General features: G+C 64.4%; 17 protein-coding genes. 8 read left to right on the top strand and 9 right to left on the bottom strand.

The window, feature by feature from the left end; translation table 11 throughout:
- Positions 1-126 precede the first annotated feature (126 nt).
- Positions 127-1410, top strand: a complete 1284-nt coding sequence (locus tag ACOVRJ_RS23190) for a citrate synthase family protein (protein ID WP_422046186.1) — start codon at positions 127-129, stop codon at positions 1408-1410.
- A gap of 27 nt (positions 1411-1437) precedes the next feature.
- Here ACOVRJ_RS23190 and ACOVRJ_RS23185 read toward each other — a convergent pair whose 3' ends face one another.
- From ACOVRJ_RS23185 to ACOVRJ_RS23160, 6 genes are all read right to left on the bottom strand, one after another.
- Positions 1438-2268 carry an HDOD domain-containing protein gene (locus tag ACOVRJ_RS23185; RefSeq protein ID WP_422046185.1) on the bottom strand — a complete coding sequence of 277 codons (831 nt, stop codon included), beginning with the start codon at positions 2266-2268 and terminating at the stop codon, positions 1438-1440.
- Between the two features lie 172 nt (positions 2269-2440).
- Positions 2441-3157, bottom strand: coding sequence for a Crp/Fnr family transcriptional regulator (locus ACOVRJ_RS23180; RefSeq protein ID WP_422046184.1), 717 nt, complete (start codon positions 3155-3157; stop codon positions 2441-2443).
- Between the two features lie 199 nt (positions 3158-3356).
- Entirely contained in the window at positions 3357-4643 is a 1287-nt protein-coding gene (locus ACOVRJ_RS23175; RefSeq protein ID WP_422046189.1) for a glycerate kinase type-2 family protein, read from the bottom strand.
- Between the two features lie 37 nt (positions 4644-4680).
- On the bottom strand, positions 4681-5877 hold the full coding sequence (locus ACOVRJ_RS23170; protein ID WP_422046183.1) for a urate hydroxylase PuuD: 1197 nt from the start codon (positions 5875-5877) through the stop codon (positions 4681-4683).
- 186 nt (positions 5878-6063) lie between these two features.
- Positions 6064-11931 (bottom strand): CHAT domain-containing protein, encoded by a 5868-nt coding sequence (locus ACOVRJ_RS23165; RefSeq protein ID WP_422046182.1) that lies wholly within the window; start codon positions 11929-11931, stop codon positions 6064-6066.
- Between the two features lie 66 nt (positions 11932-11997).
- Positions 11998-12933 (bottom strand): caspase family protein, encoded by a 936-nt coding sequence (locus ACOVRJ_RS23160; protein WP_422046181.1) that lies wholly within the window; start codon positions 12931-12933, stop codon positions 11998-12000.
- A 164-nt stretch (positions 12934-13097) separates the two neighbouring features.
- Here ACOVRJ_RS23160 and ACOVRJ_RS23155 point away from each other — a divergent pair, with 164 nt between their 5' ends.
- Positions 13098-13703, top strand: a complete 606-nt coding sequence (locus ACOVRJ_RS23155; RefSeq protein ID WP_422046180.1) for a DinB family protein — start codon at positions 13098-13100, stop codon at positions 13701-13703.
- A gap of 45 nt (positions 13704-13748) precedes the next feature.
- Here ACOVRJ_RS23155 and ACOVRJ_RS23150 read toward each other — a convergent pair whose 3' ends face one another.
- The 3 genes from ACOVRJ_RS23150 to uraH all read right to left on the bottom strand — a co-directional run bounded on the left by ACOVRJ_RS23150 (position 13749) and on the right by uraH (position 16409).
- The gene (locus ACOVRJ_RS23150) at positions 13749-14990 is read right to left on the bottom strand and encodes a glycerophosphodiester phosphodiesterase (RefSeq protein ID WP_422046179.1); all 1242 of its coding nucleotides are present in this window, start codon (positions 14988-14990) and stop codon (positions 13749-13751) included.
- A 110-nt stretch (positions 14991-15100) separates the two neighbouring features.
- Positions 15101-15994 carry a xanthine dehydrogenase accessory protein XdhC gene (gene xdhC, locus ACOVRJ_RS23145; protein WP_422046178.1) on the bottom strand — a complete coding sequence of 298 codons (894 nt, stop codon included), beginning with the start codon at positions 15992-15994 and terminating at the stop codon, positions 15101-15103.
- Positions 15995-16013: 19 nt separating this feature from the next.
- Complete coding sequence (uraH, locus tag ACOVRJ_RS23140) at positions 16014-16409, bottom strand: hydroxyisourate hydrolase (protein WP_422046177.1); 396 nt, start codon at positions 16407-16409, stop codon at positions 16014-16016.
- Between the two features lie 85 nt (positions 16410-16494).
- Between uraH and puuE the strand changes: the two genes are divergently transcribed.
- The 6 genes from puuE (at position 16495) to ACOVRJ_RS23110 (ending at position 24043) form a co-directional block, all read left to right on the top strand.
- The gene (gene puuE / locus ACOVRJ_RS23135) at positions 16495-17454 is read left to right on the top strand and encodes an allantoinase PuuE (protein WP_422046176.1); all 960 of its coding nucleotides are present in this window, start codon (positions 16495-16497) and stop codon (positions 17452-17454) included.
- 8 nt (positions 17455-17462) lie between these two features.
- Positions 17463-19262 carry a 2-oxo-4-hydroxy-4-carboxy-5-ureidoimidazoline decarboxylase gene (gene uraD / locus ACOVRJ_RS23130; protein WP_422046188.1) on the top strand — a complete coding sequence of 600 codons (1800 nt, stop codon included), beginning with the start codon at positions 17463-17465 and terminating at the stop codon, positions 19260-19262.
- Positions 19259-20503 (top strand): M20 family metallopeptidase, encoded by a 1245-nt coding sequence (locus ACOVRJ_RS23125; RefSeq protein WP_422046175.1) that lies wholly within the window; start codon positions 19259-19261, stop codon positions 20501-20503. The genes uraD and ACOVRJ_RS23125 overlap by 4 nt, the downstream gene beginning before the upstream one ends.
- A 65-nt stretch (positions 20504-20568) precedes the next feature.
- A complete protein-coding gene (locus tag ACOVRJ_RS23120; RefSeq protein ID WP_422046174.1) occupies positions 20569-21033 on the top strand; it encodes a copper chaperone PCu(A)C in 465 nt (154 codons plus the stop codon).
- A 65-nt stretch (positions 21034-21098) separates the two neighbouring features.
- Positions 21099-21521, top strand: a complete 423-nt coding sequence (locus ACOVRJ_RS23115; protein ID WP_422046173.1) for a DUF2946 family protein — start codon at positions 21099-21101, stop codon at positions 21519-21521.
- A 119-nt stretch (positions 21522-21640) separates the two neighbouring features.
- On the top strand, positions 21641-24043 hold the full coding sequence (locus ACOVRJ_RS23110) for a TonB-dependent receptor (RefSeq protein ID WP_422046172.1): 2403 nt from the start codon (positions 21641-21643) through the stop codon (positions 24041-24043).
- The last annotated feature ends 12 nt before the right edge of the window (positions 24044-24055 follow it).

The raw sequence follows: 24055 nt of genomic DNA, 5'->3' as shown, positions 1-24055 counted from the left end.
CTTCGAGCCTGCAACTGCGCCAATCACCACGTCATCTCGTCCCACAAAAAACACCTGTCCCTCAAGAAGCCCGCGATTAGACTGGCCGGCGGTCAATTCATCAATCTTGATCAAGTTCATCAATATATGAATTCACAACAGCCCAGCAGAGGCCGCCAAACCAAGGCCAGGCCGGCAGCGCCCAAGCTCGCCCTGAACCTGCCCATCACCGGCACCTACACCCTGCTGGACTCCAGCGAGGCGGCAGCGCGCCTGGGCATCAGCAAAGCCACGCTTTATGCCTATGTGAGCCGCGGCCTGTTGAGCGCGTCCAGCGATCCCAGCGATCCGCGGGTGCGGCGCTACTCCAGCTTCGAGGTTGAGTTGCTGCAGCGGCGCAAGGAAGGTGGCCGGCAACGCGAGCAGCAGGCGCGGGCTGCGCTCAGCGAGGGCCTGCCGGTGATGGACACCGCCTTGTCCTGCGTGCGCGAGGGCGAACCGATCTATCGCGGCCGCCCGGCCCTGTCCATGGTGGACGCCCATTGCAGCGCCGAAGATGTGGCCCGGCATCTCTGGCAGTTCGACCCTGAAATCGACCCATTTGCCAGCCCTGCGCCGACCTTGGGCGCAAGCTGGCAAATGCTGCGTGAGCAACTGCCGCTAGGCCCCAACAGCCGCCCTTTGGCCTTGTTCGCCACGGCCTTAAGCGATCTGCATGGGCCGGCCTGGCTGCCCGATGGCGAGGCCTTGGCACTGGCCTGCGCGGCTCATCTGCGCGCCTTGGTCGCCAGTTTCTTGAACCGTCCGCCCAGCCATGAAGCGCTTCACACGCAGTTCCGCCGCGCCTGGCGGCTGCCAGCTTCTACAGACGAAACCTTGCGCCGGGCCTTGGTGCTGGTGGCCGATCATGAGATGAATATGGTCAGCTTCACCGCCCGCTGCTTGGCCTCGGTGGAGGCCAGTCTGGGCGCCGCCATGCTGGCCTCCATGTGCAATCTAACGGCCACCTTCAACGGTGGCGCTTGCGCGCAGGTGGAGGCGCTTTGGGATGAGATTGCGGCCGCACCGGATATGGAGGCCGCGCTGATGCGGCGGCTGGACCGCGGCGAAGGCTTGCCGGGTTTCAATCATCTGTCCTACCCGGGCGGTGATCCGCGCGCCCGCCGATTGCTGGAAGAATGCGCTCGCCTCGCGCCAAGTGATGCGCAGTCTTTGCCGCAAACCCTGGCGCCGGCCGTGGCCCGCCTGACCGGCTGGAAGCCCTCGGTGGACTTTGGACTGGTGGCGCTGCGCCGCGCGCTCGGCGCCCCCGCCGACGCCGCACTCAGCTTGCAAATGGCCGGCCGCGGCGTCGGCGTGCTCGCCCATATCCTGGAGCAAAAACGCAGTGGCCAGAGGCTCTGGGTGCGGGCCCGCTATGTGGGGCCTTGAGCAAGCCTCAGCTCGGCCGGTTCGGTCTCAGTGCAGCAACTGCTCCACATCGCTGGCCACATCGCCAGCGGCTTCGATCTTGGCGGCCAGGAAGTCCAAGTCCAGATGCAGGTGCTCGACCAACTCGGGCACCGCCACTTGCAGGGCCTGGCTGGGGTTGTCATGGTGTTCGGCCGCATCGGCCAGCACTTCGGCCAGGTGCAGCACCGCCGCCATCAGCGAGAAGGGGCGGATCTCCATCGGCGTGTTGGCATCCTTGAAAGCCTCCACCATGGTTGCAGGGAAATGCCATTGCGAGGCCAGCGAGGCCGTCACATCGGCATGGGTGCAGCCAAAGCGATGTTCTTCAAGCGAGAATCGGCTGCCAGGCTCGGCGGCATGGGCTTCCACGTCGGCCACCAGGTCGGGCTCGCTCATGGCCATCATGATCTGGCCGGTGCGCAGCATCAGGCCAGAAAGATACGCAGTGTCGGCATCCAGGTGCAGCATTTTGCTGAGGATGCGGGCATAGGCGGCGGTGCTGACGCTGTGGCGCCAGAACAGCGTGCGGTCCAGTCCTTTGACGACCGGGAAGGCCCCAGACAGGCAAGCCGCTAGCGAGAGGTTGCGCAGGGTTTCCATGCCCAAGGCTGCCGCGGCGTCGCTGAGGCTGGAGATTTGGTGCGAGGGGCTGTAGCGGGCCGAGTTGGCGAGCCGCAGCACCTTGGCGGAGAGGCTGGCGTCCTTGCCGATCAGGTCGGCAATCGCGCCCAGGCTGATGTTGTCGTCATCGAAACTGCGCATCAGGCGGCTGGCCACCTCGGGCATGGTGGGCAGTGCGTGGTTTTTCTGGAAGAATTTTTCTGCAGCAAGGCTCACGGAGTGTCTCCTCTGGCTCGGACGGTGAACGAGGGTTGAAGGGGAGAAAGCACCTCCCCTCGGTCACAGTCTAAGGGGCGAAAGCCCTAGGAGGCCAGCAAGAAAGACCCGGAAAGCGGTGAATTTCCAACGCAGGAGGGACGTGGGCACAGCGCCGGTGCGCGCCCGGATCTCAGTCGTGGGCCAGGGACTGCAGCGCGCCCAGATTGAGCAACTTGATGGAGTAGCCCTTGACCTCGATCAGGCCGGCGCTCATCAGGCTGCGCAGCAAGCGGGACAAGGTCTCCGGCGTGATCGCCAGCTGAGCGGCCAATTCGCGCTTACGCTCTTTCAAGGCCACATCCCCGCCGCTGGCTTCCGAGCGGCGTGAGAGCAACCAGGTGGCCAAGCGTTTTTGCGCGTCTTTGGCCATCAAGTCGTGGGTGGTTCCGGTCAGGCTTTGCACCGCATGTGCCAAGGCACACATCATCCGTTCGCACAAATCCGGGCAGCGCCCCAGCAATTGACGCAAGCCATCGAGGGGTAACTCAAGTACCGTCGCGGTCTGCAAAGCCTGTGCATCTTGAACAAACATACCGCCAGCCCACGCGCTGCTGATATCGAGCCAAGCCGGGCCATGGATATTGCGTTCCAGATGAAAGGCCTGGCCTTGCGTGGCCACCCCCAGCCCGACGGCCCCTTCAAGCACTGCAACCAGTTGCAGGGAGGCTTGGCCGCGCCGGAACACCGATTCACCCACCGCCACCGCCCGGCTGCGCAGCAGCAAAGCCAAGGCTTGACGCTCCGCCTCACTCAGTCGGGGCAGACCAAACAGCGCATCCCACCTGGGATCCCAGGCCGGGGATCGGGTGGAACTGCGCGCAAGCAAGGAGGCTGTGGGGGTGTCCACGATGGAGGTGGTCCATTCATCAAGAGGCTGAGCCGCAGCAAGCGTCGCCGCGACCAGCAAGCCAAAGCATGGCCCGCACTTTCCGATATGGCGACGTTCTTGTCTTTGCGCCATGTCAAAGCAGGACTTCGCCGCACAATCGAGCTTCGCCTTTTCAACAAGTACGCTGCAAGCCGGCAGCAGCGATACACGGCCAAGCTCAGAGAATCAGCAGCGCCCTGAAATCGTTCACATTGGTGAAGGTCGGGCCGGGCGACACCAAGTCCCCCAAGGGCTCAAAAAAGCCGCGGGCGTTGTGCGCCTCAAGCTCGGAGCGCGCCTTCAGGCCCAGCGCCCGCGCGCGTGCCAGGCTGCTCGGGGTCAGCACAGCGCCGGCGTTATTGCCAACACCGTCAATACCGTCGGTGTCGGCAGCCAGGGCATAGACACCGGGCTCTCCGTCTAAAGCCAGCGCGCAGCCGAGCAAGAACTCGGTGGCACGCCCACCCTGCCCCAAGGGATGCGGGCCCGACCGCACCGTCACGGTGGTTTCGCCTCCTGAGAGCAAAACACAGGGCTTGGCGAAAGGCTCGCCGTGCCGGGCCACCGACCGCGCCAGGGCCGCATGCATGGCGCCAATCTCGCGGGATTCGCCCTCGATTGAATCGCTCAGCACATAGGCGTTCAGCCCCAGACCACGCGCTGCCTCGGCTGCTGCTTGCAGGCTCTGCCGCGGAGTTGCCAGCATGCGCCACTGATGGCCGGCAAACACCGGATCCTCAGGCTTGGGCGTTTCAAACGCACCGGATTCCAAGCCCGCTCGCGCCGCGTCGGGCAAGGCAATGGCGTAGCGCTGGCAGATGGCCAAGGCATCGGCGCAGCGGCTGGGGTCAGCCATGGTTGGGCCTGAAGCGATGAGGGCCGGGTCATCGCCCGGCACATCGCTGATCAAGAGGGTCAGGACTTGCGCCGGCGAACAAGCTGCCGCCAAACGGCCTCCTTTGATGGCGGAGAGATGCTTGCGCACGCAGTTCATTTCATCGATGGAAGCGCCACTGCGCAGCAAGGCGCGGTTGACAGCCTGCTTGTCGGCGAGGCTCAAGCCCGGCGCCGGCAAGCACATCAGCGCCGATCCGCCGCCAGAGATCAGGCAGATGACCAGATCCTCGGGGCTCAGTCCTTGGGTCATTTGCATCAGGCGCGCCGCTCCGGCCAGTCCCGCGGCATCGGGCACCGGATGAGCGGCGTACATCAACTCAATGCGCTGCGGCCTGTAGTCGGGCGGGCAATGCCCGTAGGGCGTGAGCACCAGCCCGCTGAGCGGCATGTCTCGGGGCCAAGCGGCCTCCAGCGCCTGCGCCATGGCACCGCCGGCCTTGCCTGCGCCCAAGACCAGCGTGCGCCCTCGACGGGGCGGTGCGGGCAGATGCGCGGCCAGCACCGCAGCGGGCAAGGCGCGCCGAACCGCCACATCAAACAGATGACACAGCAGGTCGCGTGGCGGCATGGGCAACTCGAGCAAGGACTTCTCCCTATCTTTCGGCTCAGGGTCGAGCCTTGAACCACCGGTCGATCAGCGCCCGCTCAGACTCGGTCATGCCGGTGGCATTGTTCAAGGGCATGGTCTTTTGCAACACCGCCTGCTGATGGAGCGCCTGGGCATGCTTCTCAATCAATTCGGCGCTGTGCAATTGCACCCCCTTCTGCGCCAGCTCAGCGTTATGGCAGACGACGCAGCGCTGCGCCATGACCGCTTGCACCTCGCCTATGCTGGCGGCCGCTGGCTTGGGCTGTCCAGGACGGGTGGAATCCTTCTGGGGCGCCAGACCCACCATCAAGCCCGCCAGCAGCAAGAGCGCCGCCACGAGCAAGCCCCAGGCATTCGCCCCTTTGTGGCGCTTCACGAAATAGCTGCGCACCAGCACGCCCACCGCCATCAGCACGATCAGTACCAACCAGTTCTGCGCGTGGCTGTAAAGCATGCCGTAGTGGTTGCTGAGCATGGCCACCAGCACCGGCAGCGTGAAGTAGGTGTTGTGCACGCTGCGCTGCTTGCCGCGCTGGCCAAAGACCGGGTTCACCGGCCGGCCGGCGCGCATATCGGCAATCACCTGTTTCTGGCCCGGAATGATCCAGAACAGCACATTGGCGCTCATCATCGTGGCCATCATGGCGCCGACCAGCAAAAAGGCGGCGCGGCCCGCGAAGAGCTGGCAGGCCAGCCAGGTGGCGGCTGCGATGAAGATACCGATCAGGCCCAACACGCGGCCATCGTGGCCGATGCTGCCATCGGCGGTATGGCCCAAGCGGCGGCAGATTTGGTCGTACACCAGCCAGCCCGCCGCCAAAAATCCCAAGGCCGCGCTGATGGCCGCCGGCGCGCTCCAGTCCAGCACGCGCCGGTCGATCAAATAGCTGTCGGCATTGAACAGATACAGCGTGACGAAGAGCGCAAAGCCGCTGATCCAGGTCCAGTAGCTTTCCCAGTAGAACCAGTGCAAGTGCGCCGGCAGATTGGGCGGTGCCACCATGTACTTCTGCGGGTTGTAAAAGCCCCCGCCATGCACGGCCCAGAGCTCGCCGTCCACGCCTTTGGCGCGCAAGTCATCGGCCGTCGGCTTGCGTAAATGGTTGTCCAACCAGACAAAGTAGAAAGAGGCACCGATCCAGGCAATGCCAACAATCACATGCAGCCAGCGCAATAAAAGGCCGGCCCAATCGAGCAGATAGGCGCTGTTCATCCAAACCCCGAAGCGGCTCACCACAGGCGGGCGCTGTGAGCTGCGTTAGGTCGCGTCACTCAAAGCCGCTGCGACACCATTCCTTTGTGCGGCAAAGTGTAGCGAGCTTCAGGGAGCGCTCTTAGCCCATCAGGTCTTGTGCCCTTTCTTGGCCCGAGCGGCTTTGCCCCCGGGGCTGCCACCCTTTTAGCGCGGTCTATCGCTGCGCGCCACATGGCCGGGCAGAAGGCCTTGCGCCAAGGCAATGAGACGGTCGGCGGTACGACTCAGCGCTTCGTCTTCATGCTGCGCCAGAGCCAAGGCATCGACGAAGCGAGACAGGCGCTCCAGCCGGTCCACCATGGCCTGCAGTTGCAAAGGCCGCACCGTCACGTAGCTCAGCGACTCGGCATAGCTGGAGGAAAGATCCTCGAAGCAGCGCCGCCCTTCCTCGTCAGCGCGCCCCAGTTGGCCATCAATCAAGCGCTCGACCAACAAGGCCTCGGGCTGGATCAGCAAGTCCCAGGGGCTGGGCTGGATGGCAAAGCTCTGCGCCGCCGCACGCCGGCATTGCTGGGCCAGCTCGATGGCGGCGTCCTTGGCGGCCGGGCTGGGCCAATCGGTCAGGGCATCCAGGGCCAGGCGGTACAGCGCGTGACAGGGGCTGAACTGCTCGGCGCCGGGCTGACTTTCGCCGGCCCGGTAGGCCTCAATACTCATTTGCAAGCCATGCAACATCGCCTGCGTGGCGGCATCCTGATCGGCCGGCGGCAGTTGCCCACTCAACAAACGCCGCGCCTGCAAATTGGCCTTGCGTTGCCAAGCGGCGCCACGCAAGGCGGTGCGTTCGCTGTGCATGGAGGCCTGCGGCGCCAGGGCTTCACCCTCAAGTTCACTGTCGCCATTCACCACCAGGGCATCCAGCCCATCCAGGCGACGCAGGGCCAAATCGATCATGGCCTCGCCAGCCCGCCATTGCTGCTGGGCCAGCGGCTCGCCCGCCAAGGCTTGGCCCAAGGCTTTGACCGCGCGCGCCTCGCCCAAACGAGACTCCACATCGACCAGCTTTTCCAGATCCGCGATGGGCACGCCTCCGATGCGATCCACCGCTTGCGCCGCGCTCAAAAAGGCCGCCCGCGCACGCTCCCACTGGCCCAGATCGAACCAGGTTTTGCCGAGTGCATATTGCAGCTGCGGGTTTTGCTGCCAGCCCGGCGGGCAGCGCCGCGCCAGGCCATCGGCCACCCGGTCGACTTGCGCTTGCAGGGCCCGAGAGCCCAGATCGTCACCGCGCCGCGCCAGGTCGGAGCGCAGCCGCGCCAACTCATCCAGCATCTCGTCTGGCGACACATAACGGCTGGCGCCCCCGCCCCCGGCGCCACGCTCGGCGGCGGGCTCGGCCAACCAGACCGGGTCGCCATAGGCCTGGAAGGCGCCCCAGGTGATGTCCTCGGGATGGCTGGTCCACACCGCTTTGCGGGCGCTGAACACGGCATCGCCAAAGGACTGACGTTGCAGCAAGAGCTGCGCATAAAACACCTCGCCGAACAGCCGGGCCGACTCGTCATTGACTGCCCAACCCGCCACCACCACACAGCGCACGCCAATGGCAATCAGCTCGCGCGCCACGCTGGCGGCGAGCTTGTTGCTGCCAGGGCCTTGCGCGCCGCTGTCGACCTGGCCCAGGTGGCAGCAGTTCAAGAACACCAACTCCGGCACCGTCTCCATGGCCATGATCTCGGCCGCGGTGATCAGCAAACCATCGGACAAGAGCACGCCGCTGCGGCGCCGCCCATCGACATGCGGCAAGTCAAACACGCCGTGCGCCGAGATGTGCAAGATGCGCCAGGGCTTGGCATAGAGCTTGGCCAGCACATCGCTGGCCCGGTTGTGGCTGCCGACCAGCGCTTCAACCTGGTAGCCCATGCCGGTCAAGAGTTCTTGGCAGGCCTCGCCCTCGGCCTGGGCGCCCGGCAGGTCCGGCGGGTCTTGCGTGGGCTGGCCATTCAAGACCGGGAAGCCTTTGGCAAAGCCCGCCACCGAGGGGTTGCCGATCACCAAGGCCTGGCGCAGGACGCTCTGGCGCACTGCCGCGCGGAAGGTCTGCGCAGACAGCTGCCGCACCACCGCCGTGCGCAAGGCCAGCGGTTGTTTGACTTCGGAGAGGCGGTCCGGGTCATCGGCCAGCATCAGCTCCCAAGGAAGATTGGCGGTGTAGGCATCCACCACCAGCACCACCCGGTCGAGCTGGCGGGCGGCGTCCTTGAAGTCATGCGGCACCATCAGCTGGAACAGCATGCGGCCGAAGTCTTCGTTCCAAATCGGATTGCCAATTTGCTGCGCCACCATCTGCTCGATCAAGCCGGGCTGCCGCTGCAAGGCTACCGACTCGGCACGAGCGCGCTGGCCCACAAACACAAAGCGCAGCTTGTCGGCCAAGGGGGCAGCCCCATGCGCCGCCACGTTCTGCGCTTCGCTGCGATCGGCATCGGTGATGATCAGGCGCGGCCAATAGCTAGAGTTGCCATCGTCAAAGAGCCGCTGCCGGAAGCCCTCGCCTTGCTGCAACTCGTTTTGGCAATGCAAGGCCGTGCCTTGCTTCTCGGCCTGAGCCGCCAGTTGCGTGCTCAGCGTTCGCAAGGCATAGGTGGCGCCAATGGCGGTATCCAGATAGAGCTCGATGATGTCCAGCCGGGCGATGCGGATGTTCAAACGGGTGGCGGCATAAAAGCGCGCATTTGCCTCCATCACGCCGCGAACCAAGGCCTCCACCGAAGCCGCCACGGTCAGATTGGCCGAGGAGTTATAGCCCAGCAACAAGCTGGACAGCGGCACCTCGCGGTCGGCCTTGCCCAAGACATCGATCACCTGCAACAGATAGCGCAAGGCGCCGGTGCGCACCGCTTCGGTCAGATCGGCCGGGCTCAAAGCGCGGTCATAAGAGCCCAGGCCGGTGACCACCGCGCCACTCAGCGCCCCACTCAAAGCGCCGAATTTGCGCTCAAAGTCGCCGCGCACCCGCAGCACCACAGACGCCGAGCCCCGCGCCCCAGCGTAAAGGCCCAGGCTGTGGCGCTCACTCAGCTCCCGGTTCAAGAGCTCACGGTCGATCAAGGCCTCGGCGCCGGCGATCGGGTCGCGTTCGTAATGGCCCACCAAGATGGGGTCGCTGACAAAGCGCAGATCCATGGCACGCACCGCCACCTCGAGCCGCCGCTGGGTGCGTGCAGGCACCCGGTTACGCGCCGAGCTGCCCATCAACCCGCGCATCAGCGCATCGGGGTCATCGGCATTGGGTGGGCCTGCGTCGTAGATGAGGGGCCTCGCCTGCTCGATGGCGCGGCTCGTCGGCGCTTGCGCGCTCAGGCCCGAGGTTGCCCCCGAGTTCAAGAGCTCGGTGATGGCGGTGAAGTAAGCGCTGGTCGACAAGAGATCGCCATGCGCCGCCGGCATGTAGTACTGCCGTCCGACACCGCCGATGCGCCCCGAGGCCCAGGTGACCGTGCCATCGCCCCGCGCGGTGCCGACCATTTTCAGCCGCCCGCCCTCCTCGCGCAGACCGCAAGGCGTGTTGGGCGCCTGGCCGAAGATGTAGATGCTTTTGCTCTCATAGGCGGCAGGCAAGGCCGGCTGGGCCAAGCCGTCTTGCGCCCAAAGCCAGCTGGCCGAGTCCAAAACCGCTTGTTCAGGGCGACCCGCCAGCTTGTCACCGAACCAGAAGTCGCTGACCTTGTCCTTCAAGTCCAACCAGGTCTTGGCCTCTTGATACGCATAAGTCGCGCCGCCGCCGGGCTGGCCCTGGAACTGGTCTTGAAAACCCGGCTTGGGCAGCAACTGCAAAGCACCGCGGAAACCGGCGATGATGTCCAGCACCTCTTGCATATCGTGCGTCAAGTCCAGTCGCACCAAGGTGCGCAAGGTCGAACCCTTGCCAATCAGGTTCTCCACCATGGAATGCGCGCCCTGGTGGGGCGTGCCCAGCATCAGCAGGCGCGCGCCTTCGCGCGCCATCAGCTGATCCATCACCGCGCGGCGCTTGTAGATGCAGGCCCGCACCACCAGTCCGCCCATGCTGTGCGCCAGCAAGCGAATCGGTTGCTGGGTCTGGTGCATCAAGCGATCCAAGAACTCACCCAGGCGTTCGGCCAAGACATCTAGCGGTTGGCGCCAGTCATAGGGAAAAGGTTCGACCCGGTGGCTGTCGGCCAGTTGCTTGCAGATGCGGCCATAGAACATGGCGAACAGCTCATCCGCCTCCACCGTGGGCTGCGACCACTCGATCTTGGCCAAGCCGCCGGTGGCGATATCGCCCGGATCGAACCAAACCCGGTCTTTCGCCCCAACACGCAGATGCGAACCCATGATGCCCGGCAGCAGCACCACCACTGGCCGGTCGGCCGCGCCGACACTGCGACTGGCCCCGGCTGCGGCGAGCGCCGCTTCGTAATCGGCCGGGTCGGGCAGGGGCCGGAAGCTGCTCAGCTCCAGCGGCTGCGCTACCACCAGCCAGTCCCGCAAGGCAGCGCGGGTGTCGATATTGACGAAGTAGCGGAAGTGCGAAACATCGGCCCCGCGGTCAAACAAAACACGTGCCGCAGACTTGGGCGCAATGCCGGCCAGCATGGCGGTGGTGTTGACCACCAGATCGTTGTCGTCGTTATCGAAGAGCAAAAAGTCCGTCAGCATGACGCCGAGCCGGCGCAGCAAATGGCCGCCCTGGATGTCGCCGGCAATCACCGACATGGCCGTACCCGGCCGCACCGGTGCATCGCGTAGCAGGCGGGCCATGGGCGAGTCGGGCAGCATGGCCTCGATGCCGGGCACCAAATGGGCATTGGTGCGGTTCTTGGCGATCTCGATCACCACCCGCTTGAAGGCCGAATACCAAGGGCTGCCAAAGAAGAAAGGCACGGTGCCAATCAAGCTCAGCAAGCCCGACAAAAACACATCGAAGTTGCCGCTGGCCAGCTTGGTGCCGCTGGCGGGTGAGGCCGCACGCACATAGCGCTGCACCACGATCTGCCGCTCGCGCAAGAGCTTCGCCAGTTCGCGCAACTGCTCGCGTTGCTCCGCATGGGCGTTCGTCAACTCCCGAATGACGCGCTGGGCCTCCTCCGCATCGGCATCGCCCGTGCCTTTGAAGGCATAGGCATAACGGTCAATCAAGGCGTCAAAGTCACCCAGGCACAGCAGGTCGGCCACCAGACCGCCGCGCGAATGGGACACCAGGCAGACCTGCGCGCCCTTGGGGAGCGCACGAACCAGATCGATCGCGTTCTCGATCGGGCTTTGCGAGAGCGTCCGGTGCTCAAAGCCGAAGATGCCGCCGCTGAAGCGGGACTGCAGCGTGCCCCACAAGTCGCGGTCGCCACTGCGCAGCTCGCCAAAGCTGCCCAGGGTGCTGGAGCCGGTGCCATGCACAAACACCAGCAGCGGACCGGCCGGCGGATTGGCAAGCAAGTCACAGGGTTCCAAGTCTTGCGGCTTGCCGGTGGCCGAGATCCAGCGGTACAGACCCGGGTCTTGCGAGAGCTGCTTCTCGATGGCCCACATCAGCGCCTTGGTGCCGGCCCAGCTGACGCCAAGCTCGGCCTTGTTCTTCAGCTCGCCCAGCGCCGCGTCGATGATGGCATCGGGCGCCGCCCCCACCGCAAAGCTGAAGACCTTGCTGATCAACCCACCCACAGCTTCGCCCAAGCCCCGGCCCGGCGCAGCGCCATGGGCGCGCAATTCCTCCAGCAAGATTTCCCCGTCTTCCCCAATCAGCTCGGGATGGGTTTGCTGCAGCGTGGCCTTCAAACGCGCTGCGCTGGTGATCAGGCAGCTGCCATCGGCCAACTCCAGCACCAGCACCTCGTTGGGCGCGGCGGCATGGCTTTGCGCCAGCGGCACGCCCTCGGCGCTGCGGGCCGCCGGGCTCATGTCAAACGCACTCAGGGGCTGCAAATAGCCGTCGGGCAAAAACGCGTCATCGCGCCGCTCGGCGGAGCGCGCCGCCGGGGTCAGCAAGGCGGGCAGCTGCAGCCGTGCGGCGGGACGCCCGTTCAATTTAAGAGTGATCTGCGGCTCGGCCATGTCTTGAATCTCCTCACTGATGGTTCATGCCATGGCCCGCTCGGCCGGCTCACAGTTTCACTCAGTTCAAACCGTGAAAGGCTTTTGCTTCATGAAGGCCGCCAAAGTGCTCGGGTCGCCGAGCAAGAACAAGTTCGGCGACTGGCTCGGCGGCAGCCCGGCACGGATGCGGCTGTGAAAGCTGCTGTAGCTGCCACTGAAAGCGCCGCCGTTCCAGATCTTCAAGAGCTGGCCGGTGAAGGCGCCGTTGTGCTCGCCGTCCATCGAGGTCTGGTTGTCTTGGCAGCCCGAGATCAAGACCACGGCGGGCTTGAACTTTCCCACCAAGGCGGTCGCCTGCGAAGCGCCACCCAACAAGGCCAAAGCCGCATCGGGGTCGACGACGCTCTTGGCGGCATCGGCCAAGACCTTGCGCTGCAGATCGTCATAAAACTTCTTGTGTGCCTCATACACCCGGCGCGCCACCTCGGCGGGCATCAAGCGGGCACGCTGACCAGGGGGCGGTGGCGGCGGCGGGAAGTCACGCGTGACCGTGCCGCTGTGGCAGCTGTCCGACAAAACCAAAATCCGCACCCCGGCCGCAAACTTGCTCAACTCAAAGTAAAGCTCGTCATCGATCAGCTGCCCGTCGTACAAACACATTGTTTCGTCTTTGCGGTCGGGCTCATCGCCATTCACGTCGCCCACCTGTCCGCCGTGGCCGGAATAGGTCATGAAGAACAAGTCCCCCGCCTTCAAGCGCTTGGCGGCGCTGCGCATGGCCGCCAAGGTGGCGGCGCGGGTGCCTTTTTTTGTCAGCAAGACGGTGGGCTTCATGCCTTGCGCCTTGGCCAAGGCAGCCATGTCATTGGCATCGAACTCGCAAGCGGCAAGCGGCCCGTCCCAGCCGCCATAAGCGGCCGGGTCCACGGCATTCAGGCCAATGTGCAGCGAGAGCGCATTCGCCTTGGCCAAGCTGGTTTTGACGGGGGCCTTGCTGGCCGGGGTGACTTTGCTTGCCATGATGCGGATCTCCTGGCCGAATCGCGCGAGGCTTCCGGCTTGTTGTGAATCATTGAGAAAGAGAAACACGGGCCACGTCGCTGACAACGCCCGCCTCCGATCTTGGGCGCTGCCCCGAGAATGCGAAACCCCTAGGTTCAATCGCCTTCTCAGGAGCTCCTGCCATGCCAACACCCAACCCGCTGCGCCAGCATCTGCTGCGCATGGCTTACAACAATGCTTGGGCCAACTACCGGCTCTTGGGCGCCTGCATGCAGCTCAGCCCGGCCGACTTCGAGGCGCAGCGCTGCAGCTTCTTCCCCTCCATCCAGGCCACGCTGAACCACAGCCTGTACGTGGATTGGTTCTATCTGGATGCGATGGAGCGCGAGTTGCAAGGCCTGGCCCCGCATCCCGATTGCTATGTGTTCTTTGAGAAAGAGCAGCCCTTTGCGCAATGTGCCGAGCTGCGCGCAGAGCAGATGCGCATCGATGAACGACTGATCCGCTACTGCGAAGCGCAAAGCGATGCGGACTTGCAGCGGCCCGTCACCATTGCTCGGCCGGGCCGACCCCAGATCGACAGCCGCAGCCGACTGCTGGCTCATCTGTTTCAGCACCAGATCCACCACCGCGGTCAAGTGCATGCCATGCTGGCAGGCACCTCGGTGAGCCCGCCGCAGCTCGACGAGTTTTTCTGCGCCGGCGAAGCCGAGGAACGCGCCGCTGACTTTGCGGCGCTGGGCTGGACCGAAACCCTGGTGTTTGGCGAGTCTGCCGCCGGGACATAAAAAAACCGGCCCAGGGGCCGGCTTGGTCACACGCACTCAACGGGATCAGGCACTCTTGCGGCGGCGCACCAGGGCCAAGGCACCCAGGCCAGCCAAGAGCATCGCGTAAGTCTCGGGCTCAGGCACCGCCGTCACCGCGGCCACAGCCGCCAGGGCCGCGACCCCGGTATCCGGGAAGTCGGTGAAGACACCGTCCACACCCATCTTCAAATAGGCCTCCATCTCCTTCTGAGGGTCGGCAAAACCCAGCAAGGACGCATCGTTGCGGAAGGTCCAGGTGTGCACGAACAAGCCATTCGCATGGGCGTTCTCGATCACGCCGGTGGAACCGTCGACACGGCGATCCTTGCCGGTCAGCTTGCCATCACCGTCACGATCCACTCCGTCGTCCACGGTCTTCAGCAAGTACGGCTTCCACGGGCCAATGCCATCGGCATAGGTGGCCACAAAGGACAGACCGACTTCGCTCACCATATCGGCGAAGGTCAGCTTACCGCCCCGCTTGGCCACGTCGAATGGTTTGTCATAGGGCGCCACCAAGGACAAGGATCCGTCGGCCTTGACATCATCGGCATCCACCAACTGGACCAGCTTGATATCGGTCTTGGTGTTCAGGTATTGCAGGTTCGAGACTTCAAAGCTCTGGATGAACACCGGCGCATTGGCCACATTGCCGTAGGCGCTGTGCAGCGTCGAGACCAGGGCATCTTCGAAGTAGGTCTTGCTGCGACCTTGAGCCAGCGACACGCCCTGCATATAGGTCGAGTGCTTCAGCTCGGGATAGATGCCAATGGGGCGGCCGGTTTCGATGCTCTTGGCCTTGGCCAGCGCGATCACCTCGTCCAGGGTCGGCACCTTGAATTGACCGTCATAGGTCGTCGGGCGGCCGGCGCGGGTTTGCATCGCACGCAGGGTCTTCAACTCGGTCAAAGTGAAGTCCTCGACGAAGTACTGGTCTTTGTAAACCACACCATCGATGGTCTTGGTCCTCATGCGGTCGGCGAACTGCGACAGCTGACGCACATTGGTCGAGTCTCCGATCACCGGTTCATGGCGAGCGACCAGCACGCCATCCTTGGTCATGACCAGATCGGGCTCGATGTAGTGGGCACCCATCTCGATGGCCTTGGTGTAGGCCTCGAGGGTGTGCTCAGGCAGATAGCCGGATGCACCACGGTGGGCGATCACCAGCGGCGCATTGCCGTCCAGGGTTTTCCAAGCCAAAGCCGGCGCCGCAGAGAGCACCAGGGCTGCGGCCACGGAAGAAAGAATGAATGTCGACTGCATGAAACCTCCTTGAAGTCCACGCATCATCGCGACGGATCATGAAGGATTTACGTCAGATGTAGTCCGAAAGAGCCACGGGCGATTCCCTGGGCGCGCGCGATCCGTCTTATTCACACAGGAGAAGATGGGCCCCGCGATGAGACGAAGGAATCAGCGCGCATCGACAACAACTGCGCGGCCACCGCCACCGCAATCACCTCGGGTTGCTTGCCTTGGATGCCGGGCAGTCCGATGGGGCAGGTCACATGGTCCAGTTCGGCTTCACCGAAGCCACGCTCGCGCAAGCGGGCGCGAAAGCTGGCCCATTTGCTCTTGCTGCCAATCAGCCCGATAAAGGGCAAATCGCCCTGGGCGCGCTGGCGCACAAGACAGGCCCGCACAATTTCCAGGTCCTCGGCATGGCTGAAGCTCATGATCAGTACGGCCGAGCCAGGGCTCAGGTCCTTCACGGCCGATTGCACCGGCTCCGAATGCTCCGCCGTGATCGACGCCGGCAGATCCTCTGAAAACACCTCATCGCGGCTGTCGATCCAGTGCAAGCGCATCGGCAAGCGGGACAAGACCCGCGCCAAAGCCTGGCCTACATGGCCGCCGCCAAACAAGGCCACCGGCATGGGCGTCGGCTCCGCTGAACTCAGGCGTTCGGCCAAGCCGGCGCTCTCGCTGGCCTCCAGGCATTCATATCGCAGCGCCACCGTGCCACCACAGCACTGGCCCAGGCTGGGCCCCAAAGCGTGTTCGCTCAGCACAGCGCCAGCAAAGCGGCCCGCTTGTAGAAGCTGCCGCGCTTTCGCAATCGCCTCGAACTCCAGCTGCCCGCCGCCGATGGTCGCAATCAAGGGCGCCAGCGATCCCTCGGCCCCCACGGCCATCCAAGTGCCCGGCCCGCGCGGCACGCTGCCTTTCACCTGCATCACCGTGACCAAGACCAAGCTCTGTTGCTGCAGCGCCGACTGCAGCCGGTCCAGATCGCTATGCAGAGCAAAAAACGATGAGGCTCCCATATCGGCGCTCAAGCTCCGCTCAGCTGCCACGGTAGGTTGAATAGCTCCAGGGGCTGGTCAGCAGCGGCACATGGTAGTGAGCGGCGGCATCGGCCAGCCCAAAGTCCAGCGGCACCTCATCCAAAAAAGGCGGCTCGGGCAAAACCACGCCGGGCTGCCGCCTGAAGTACTCGGCCACGGCAAACACCAGGCGATAGCGGCCAGGCAAGAACTCCGCGCCCGACAGCAAAGGCGCGTCGGCGCGGCCATCGGCGTTCAAGACCAGCGACTTCAGCAGCAAGACCTGACCCTCGCCCTGCAGCCGGTACAGGCGCACCTCCATGCCTGCGGCGGGCTGGCCTTGCATGGTATCCAGCACATGGGTGCTGAGCCAACCGGGGCTGCTGGCCGGATCGTTGCTTGCTGCGGTGCTCATGCTTTGCTGGCTTTCGAGTGAGAGGCGATCAAGATTTGAGGCAAAGTGTAGGCAAGAAAACTCCTGCCACCATTGGCTGCCCGCCATGCGACAAAGCCCGACCCCTCATCGCTACCCGCGCGACCTGATCGGCTATGGCGAACACCCGCCCCATGCCCAGTGGCCAGGGCAAGCGCGCATCGCGCTGCAGTTCGTGCTGAACTACGAAGAGGGCGGCGAGAACTCGGTGCTGCATGGGGATGCGGGCTCGGAGCAGTTCCTCTCCGAGATGGCCAACCCGCCGGCCTTTTCCGCTCGGCATCTGAGCATGGAGAGCATTTACGAGTATGGCTCGCGCGCCGGGGTATGGCGCTTGCTGCGCGAATTTGAAGGGCGCGGCCTGCCGCTCACCGTGTTTGGCGTGGCCATGGCCTTGCAGCGCCACCCTGAGCTCTGCCAGGCCCTGGTGCAGATGAACCATGAAATCGCCGGCCACGGATGGCGCTGGATCAGCTACCAGGGCGTGGACGAAGCCACCGAGCGCCAGCATATGAACGAGGGCATGGATCTGCTGCAACGCCTGGTTGGCGAGCGGCCATCCGGCTGGTACACCGGCCGCGACAGCCCCAACACCCGCCGCCTGGTGGCCGACTACGGCGGCTTTGAGTACGACAGCGATTACTACGGCGACGACCTGCCCTTCTGGCTGCAGGTGCGCAAGACGGATGGCGCGCTCAGCCCGCATCTGGTCGTGCCCTACACGCTGGATTGCAATGACATGCGCTTTGCCCTGCCACAGGGCTTCTCGCAAGGCGACGAGTTCTTTGAGTACCTGCGCGACAGCTTTGATGTGCTCTACAAAGAGGGCGATGAAGCGCCCAAGATGATGAGCGTGGGCATGCATTGCCGCCTGCTGGGCCGACCTGGGCGCATGCGCGCGCTGCAGCGCTTTCTTGATCATGTGGAGAAGCACGAGCGGGTCTGGATCTGCCGCCGGGTGGACATCGCGCGCCACTGGCGCAGCGTTCATCCCTTTGACGCTTCACGCGCCTTCATTTGGGAATGAACAAGATGATGACTTTGAGTTTGAGCGCATTGAATGCGGCCACGGTGGCAGGGTTCACCGAGCTGCTGGCCGGCACCTATGAGCATTCACCCTGGATCGCCGAGCGCGCCGCCGCCGCGCGGCCCTTTCAAAGCCTGGCCCAGCTCAAGCATGGCCTGGCGCAAGTGGTGCGTGAAGCTAGTCGTGAAGAGCAACTGCAGCTGATCCGCGCCCACCCCGAGCTGGCCGGCAAGGCCATGGTGGCCCAGGCGCTGACCGCCGAGTCCAGCGACGAGCAGGGGCGCGCCGGGCTGACGCATTGCACGCCTGAAGAGTTCGCCCGGCTGCAGCAGCTCAATGCGGACTACAGCGCGCATTTCGGCTGGCCCTTCATCCTGGCGGTGCGCGGCCCGCGCGGTCAGGGCTTGAGCCGCAGCCAAATCATCGAGGCCTTTGCGCGCCGATTGCAAGACAGCCCCGAACAAGAGTTGAGCGAATGCCTGCGCCAGATCCACCGCATTGCCGAGATCCGCTTGAATGACAAGTTTGGTGTCTCGCCCGATCTGGGAAATTTAGTCTGGGACTGGGCCGAGGCCTTGGCTCAGCATTCCGACCCGGGCTTTCAAGAGCAGGGCGAACTCACCGTCACTTATCTGACGCCTGCCCACCAAGCCTGCGCCGCCCAGCTGCGCGAGTGGTTGCTGCAAGACTGCGGCTTTGACGAAGTGAGCATCGATGCGGTGGGCAATGTGGTGGGGCGCTACCTCGGTCTGGACGCTCAAGCCCCCATGCTCCTGACCGGCTCGCACTACGACACCGTGCGCCGCGCCGGCAAGTACGACGGCCGCCTGGGCGTGCTGGTGCCCATGGCTTGCGTGCGCGAGTTGCACCGCGCCGGGCAGCGCCTACCCTTTGCGATTGAGGTCGTGGCCTTTGCCGAGGAAGAGGGCCAGCGCTACAAAGCCACCTTCTTGGGCTCCAGCGCCCTGACCGGCAGCTTTCACCCGGCCTGGCTGGATGAGTTGGATGAACAAGGCATCTCCATGCGGGAGGCGATGCGAAGCGCCGGCCTGCCGGGCGAGATGGCGTCCATCCAGACGCTGGCGCGTGACCCGGCCCGCTATCTCGGCTTTGTTGAAGTGCATATCGAGCAAGGCCCGGTGCTGCAGGCCCTGGATCTGCCGCTGGGCATCGTCACCTCCATCAATGGCAGCGTGCGCTATCTGGGCGAGGTGATCGGCCAAGCCGCCCACGCCGGCACCACACCCATGGGTCAGCGCCAAGACGCGGCGGCCGCCGTGGCCGAGCTGCTGCTCTATGTGGAGCGGCGCGCGGGCGAGAAAGACAGCCACGGCGCAGTAACCGTCGGCACCGTGGGCCAATTGCAGGTGCCGCAGGGCTCCATCAATGTGATCCCCGGCCGCTGCCAGTTCAGCCTGGATCTGCGCGCCAGCAGCAACGCAGCCCGCGACGCGCTGGACGGCGATGTGCGCGCCGAGCTGGCCCGCATCTGCCAACGCCGTGGCCTGCGCTGGCGCCTCACCCCCACCATGGCTGCCAAAGCCGCGCCCAGCGATGCGCGCTGGCAAGCGCGCTGGGAGGCCGCTGTGGCCAGCCTCGGCCTGCCCTTGCGCCACCTGCCTTCCGGCGCGGGCCATGATGCGATGAAGCTGCATGATCTGATGCCACAAGCCATGCTTTTTGTGCGCGGCGGCAATGGCGGCATCAGCCACAACCCGCTGGAAACCATCAGCAACGATGATGCTGATTTGAGCGTGCGCGCCTTTCAAGCCCTGTTGACCCGCTTGGCGGAGGAACTCTCTTCATGACCGACTCATTCGAAAAGCTAGACGCCTGGATCGACGCACACTTTGAAGAAGAAGTGCGCTATTTGCAGGCGCTGGTGCAGGTGCCCACCGACACCCCGCCCGGCAATAACGCGCCGCACGCCGAGCGCACCGCCGAACTCTTGACCGCCATGGGCCTGCCCGTCGAGCGCCACCCGGTGCCCGCCGAGCAAGTGCAGGCTTATGGCCTGGCCTCCATCACCAATCTGATCGTGCGCCGGCACTACTCCGACACCGGGCCGGTGATTGCGCTGAACGCCCACGGAGATGTGGTGCCCCCGGGCGAGGGCTGGACCCACGGCCCCTATAGCGGCCATATCGAGGGCGATCTGCAAAGCGGCAAGCTCTACGGCCGCGCTGCCGCGGTCAGCAAGAGCGATTTCGCCAGCTACACCTTCGCCCTGCGCGCAATTGAGGCACTAGGCCTGCCGCTGTGCGGCGGGGTCGAGCTGCACTTCACCTATGACGAAGAATTCGGCGGCGAATTGGGCCCCGGCTGGCTGCTTAAAAATAGCCTGACCCGACCCGATCTCTTGATCGCCGCAGGCTTCAGCTACCAAGTCGTCACCGCTCACAACGGCTGTTTGCAGATGGAAGTGACGGTGCATGGCCGCGCCGCGCACGCCGCCATTCCCGACACCGGCGTGGACGCCTTGCAAGGCGCGGTGGCCATTCTGAATGCCTTGTATGCGCAGAACACGCTTTACAAAAAGATCAGCTCGCAGGTGGCGGGCATCACCCACCCCTATTTGAATGTCGGGCGCATTGAAGGCGGCAGCAACACCAATGTGGTGCCGGGCAAGGTCAGCTTCAAGCTGGATCGCCGCATGATTCCTGAAGAAGACCCGGTGGCGGTGGAAGCCAATCTGCGCAAGCTGATTCGCGACACCGCAGCCCTGGTGCCGGGTCTGAGCGTGGACATCAAGCGCCTGCTGCTGGCCCATGCACTGCAGCCGCTGCCTGGCAACCAGGCCCTGGTCCAAGCCTTGCAGCGCCATGGCGAGGCGGTTTTCGGCGAAGCCATCCCGACCTCGGGCACACCGCTCTATACCGATATGAGGCTCTACGGCGAGCACGGCATCCCCGCCGCCATTTACGGCGCCGGCCCGCGCACCGTGCTGGAGAGCAATGCCAAGCGCGCCGATGAGCATGTGAACCTGGCCGATCTGCGCGGCGCGACCAAGGTGGTGGCGCGCACTTTGCTGGAGCTCTTGAAACCTTGAAAGTGCCTGGCCCCTAGAATCTTTTCTATCGCCAGTGACGATCTGGCCCGACCAAGAGGACTGCCTTGAACAAGAAATCACTCATCTGCAGCGCATTGCTGTTTGCCGCTTTGCAAGCCTCGGCCCAAGTTGAAGTCTCTCAACCCTGGGTGCGCGCCACCGTGGCCCAGCAAAAGGCCACCGGCGCTTTTCTGCAGCTGAAGTCCAAGAGCGATGCCCGCTTGGTGGAAGTGCGCTCCAGCGTCGCGAACGTGACCGAGGTGCATGAGATGGCGATGGAAGGCTCGGTCATGAAGATGCGCGCCATTCAAGGCCTGGACCTGCCGGCCGGCCAAACCGTGGAGCTCAAGCCCGGTGGCTTTCATGTGATGTTGATGGACCTGAAGGCCCCCATCAAGGCCGGCGACAAGGTGGCGCTGACCTTGGTCTTTGAAGACAAGGCCGGCAAGAAGCTGCCCGCCGTCGAGGTGCAAGCCGAAGCGCGCCCCATGGGCGCACCAAAGGCCGACGCACACACGCACAAGCACTGAGCTCAACTCAGCCTAGTTAAGGCAAATCAAGGGCGTCTGTTCGACGCCTCGCTAGAATCGCCCCTGTGCAAGGCTCTCTTCTCCACTTCTTTCGCCCCTCCGCTGCAAGCCGCTGGCTGGTCCTCGTGACCTTCCTGCTGGCCGCGCTCGCCCCTGCCTTGTCGCAGGCGCTGGCGCATGCGCGGGGCGATGTGGTGGCCTGGAGCCAGGTGTGCCGCAGCAGTGTGGTGTCGCCGCGTGCGGCGCAATCGGTGTTAGCCGCTCAAGCCACTGAGCAATCCTCCGAGGCTGCGGTTCACGGTTTGTTCTCGACTTGCCCTTATTGCGCCCTGCATGCGCAAGACCTGGCCCCACCACCGCCTGCAGCGCAAACGCCCTTGCTGCTGAGCGGCCTGCAATTTGCGATGCCCGAGCGTTTCTACAGCGCTCCGCAAGCCAGCCATGCCTGGGCCCCGGCGCAATCTCGCGCGCCTCCTCACACGGTCTGACAAGCCCGCCTGGGCGACGCTGCTGCGCGGCGCCGCCCTCTCTCCCTTTTGAATGCCGCGCCCCTCGCCGCGCGCTTGTTTGCGCGCACCGATGCGGCCGCCGCACTGCTTGTTCGACCATGTATTCAAACTCTCGTTCCGCCGCCTTTCGCCTCAACCGCCTGAGCCTGGCCACGCTGGCCCTCACCACGCTCTGCCTGGCCACCCTTCAACAACAAGCCAAGGCCCAAGGTGTCGCCACCGAGGGGCAACTCGCCCCGGTCTTGGTCAATGGCGCCGCCTTACGTTCGGGGTTGGCCGCCAACCTGCCCAGCAATAGCGTCAGCAAGACGGCCGAAGACCTGCGTGACCAAAACCTCTTCAACCCTGAAGATGCGCTGAAGTACATGCCCAACACCAGCATCCGCAAGCGCTACATCGGCGACCGCAACTCAATGATTGGCGGGCGCAGCTTTGGCACTTTGCAACCGGGCCGCGGCCTGGCCTATGTGGACGGCTACCTGATCAGCAACTTCCTGGGCCGCTTTGACGGCCCGCGCTGGAACATGATCACGCCCGAAGCGATCGCGCGGGTGGACATGCTGTACGGCCCCTTCTCGGCCATCTACCCCGGCAACTCGATCGGCACCACCGTGGTCACCACCGAGCGTGAGCCCACAAAATTTGAAGCCTCGGCTCGCTTGACCGGCTACAGCCAGAGCTTCGCGCAATACGGCTTGTCTGAGCGCTACTCGGGCGGCCAGGCCTCGGCCTATGTGGGCAACCGCCTGGACTCGGGCCTGTGGTTCACCGCCACGCTGAACCATCAGGACTCGACCTCGCAGCCGATGAACTACTACACCGCCGGCGTCAATGCCAAGACCGGCAGCTTCGAGCCGGCCAAGCCCGGCGATAAGCGCGTCACCGGCATTCAGTACGATCTCGACCCCAGGGGCCAGCGGCGCGCCATCTTTGGTGCCAGCGGTGGTGCCATCGATCACACGGTGCAAGACACCGTCAAGCTCAAAGCCGGCTATGCCTTCACGCCCGAGTTATTGGGCAGTGCCATGCTGGGCTTTTGGACCAATGACACCCAAAACAGCAATCGCCCCTTCCTGCGTGATGCGGCAGGCAACACCGTGTGGTCCGGCGCGGTCAGCGATGGCACGAACCGCTTTGTCATCCCCGACACGGCCTTTGCCCCCTCCAATCGCGAAGAGCTGCACCGCCATGCCGGGCTGACTCTGAAGAGCAAGCGCCCGACCGGATGGAACGCCTCGGTCGTCTACTCCAACTACCGCATCCTGAAAGACATTGCGCGCCAGGCCAATCTGCCCGAGCCGCAAGCCCAGGCGGGCGGTGCCGGCAGTTGGACACGCCGCGACGGCACGGGCTGGGACACTTTTGAAGTGCAAGCCGCCTACACGCCAGTGGCCGGCGACTGGGGCCAGGGCCGCCACAGCCTGGTGCTGGGCCTGCATCGCAACAGCTACCAACTCGACAGCCCGACCACCCAGGCCAGCGACTGGCGCAATACCGAGACCGTGCTGTCTCAACGCTACCGGGGCCGCACCGAGGTCATTGCCGCCTATATGCAAGACGCCTGGAAGCTGCAAGACGACTTGACCCTGACCCTGGGCCTGCGCCAGGAGCAGTTCCGCAGCATGGACGGCGAACAATTGCTGCGCGTCAGTAGCTGCAAGCCGGCCGCCGGCTTTAGCTGCGAAGCCACGGGCGACGGCAGTTTCAACAAGATCGTGCCCTATGAGGGTCGCAAGCTCAGCGGCAGCTCGCCCAAGGCCTCGCTGGCCTGGCAAGCCTTGCCGGACACGGTGCTGAAAGCCAGCTATGGCCGCGGCGTGCGTTTCCCCAATGTGGAGGAGCTGTACAACGGCACGGTCACCGCCACCTCGCAAACCCAGAGCGATCCGAACTTGAAGCCCGAGCGCTCGGACGCGCTGGAGTTCAGCCTGGAACAAGACTGGGAGCTGCAGCGCCTGCGCGTCTCGCTCTTCCATGACGATGTGCGCGACAGCATCTTGCGCCAGTCCGACACCTCGGTACTGCCGAGTGTGACCCGCGTGTCTAACGTCGATCGTGTGCGCACCTATGGCGTCGAGTTCGTTTGGCAAACCCAAGATCTCTTCCTCAAGGGGCTGAGCCTGGACGCCAATGCTGCCTTTGCGAATTCCAAGGTGCTGGAAAACGCCCGCGACCCGCAGAGCGTGGGCAAGTGGTGGTTGCGCGTGCCCAAGGTGCGCGCCAACCTGCTGGCAGCCTACCGGCCCGACGGACATTGGATGGGAAGCGTGGGTGTGCGCTACTCCGGGCGGGCTTACAACGACGTCTACAACCTGGATGTGAACCCCAACGTCTTTGGCGGCGTGTCCTCCTTCACCTTTGTGGACCTGCGTACCAGCTACAAGTTCAGCCCCAAGCTGGAATTGGCGCTGGGCCTGGACAATGCCTTCGACAGCCGAGGCTACCAAGCCCACCCCTACCCCGGCCGCACGGTATTCACCGAACTGCGCGCCAGCTTCTGACCGGAGGGCTCA

It is taken from the genome of Roseateles sp., assembly GCF_049240545.1.
Taxonomy (GTDB): Bacteria; Pseudomonadota; Gammaproteobacteria; order Burkholderiales; family Burkholderiaceae_C; genus Paucibacter_A.
Note: the sequence above shows the minus strand (reverse complement) of the source record. Positions and strands in the feature narration are given on the sequence as shown.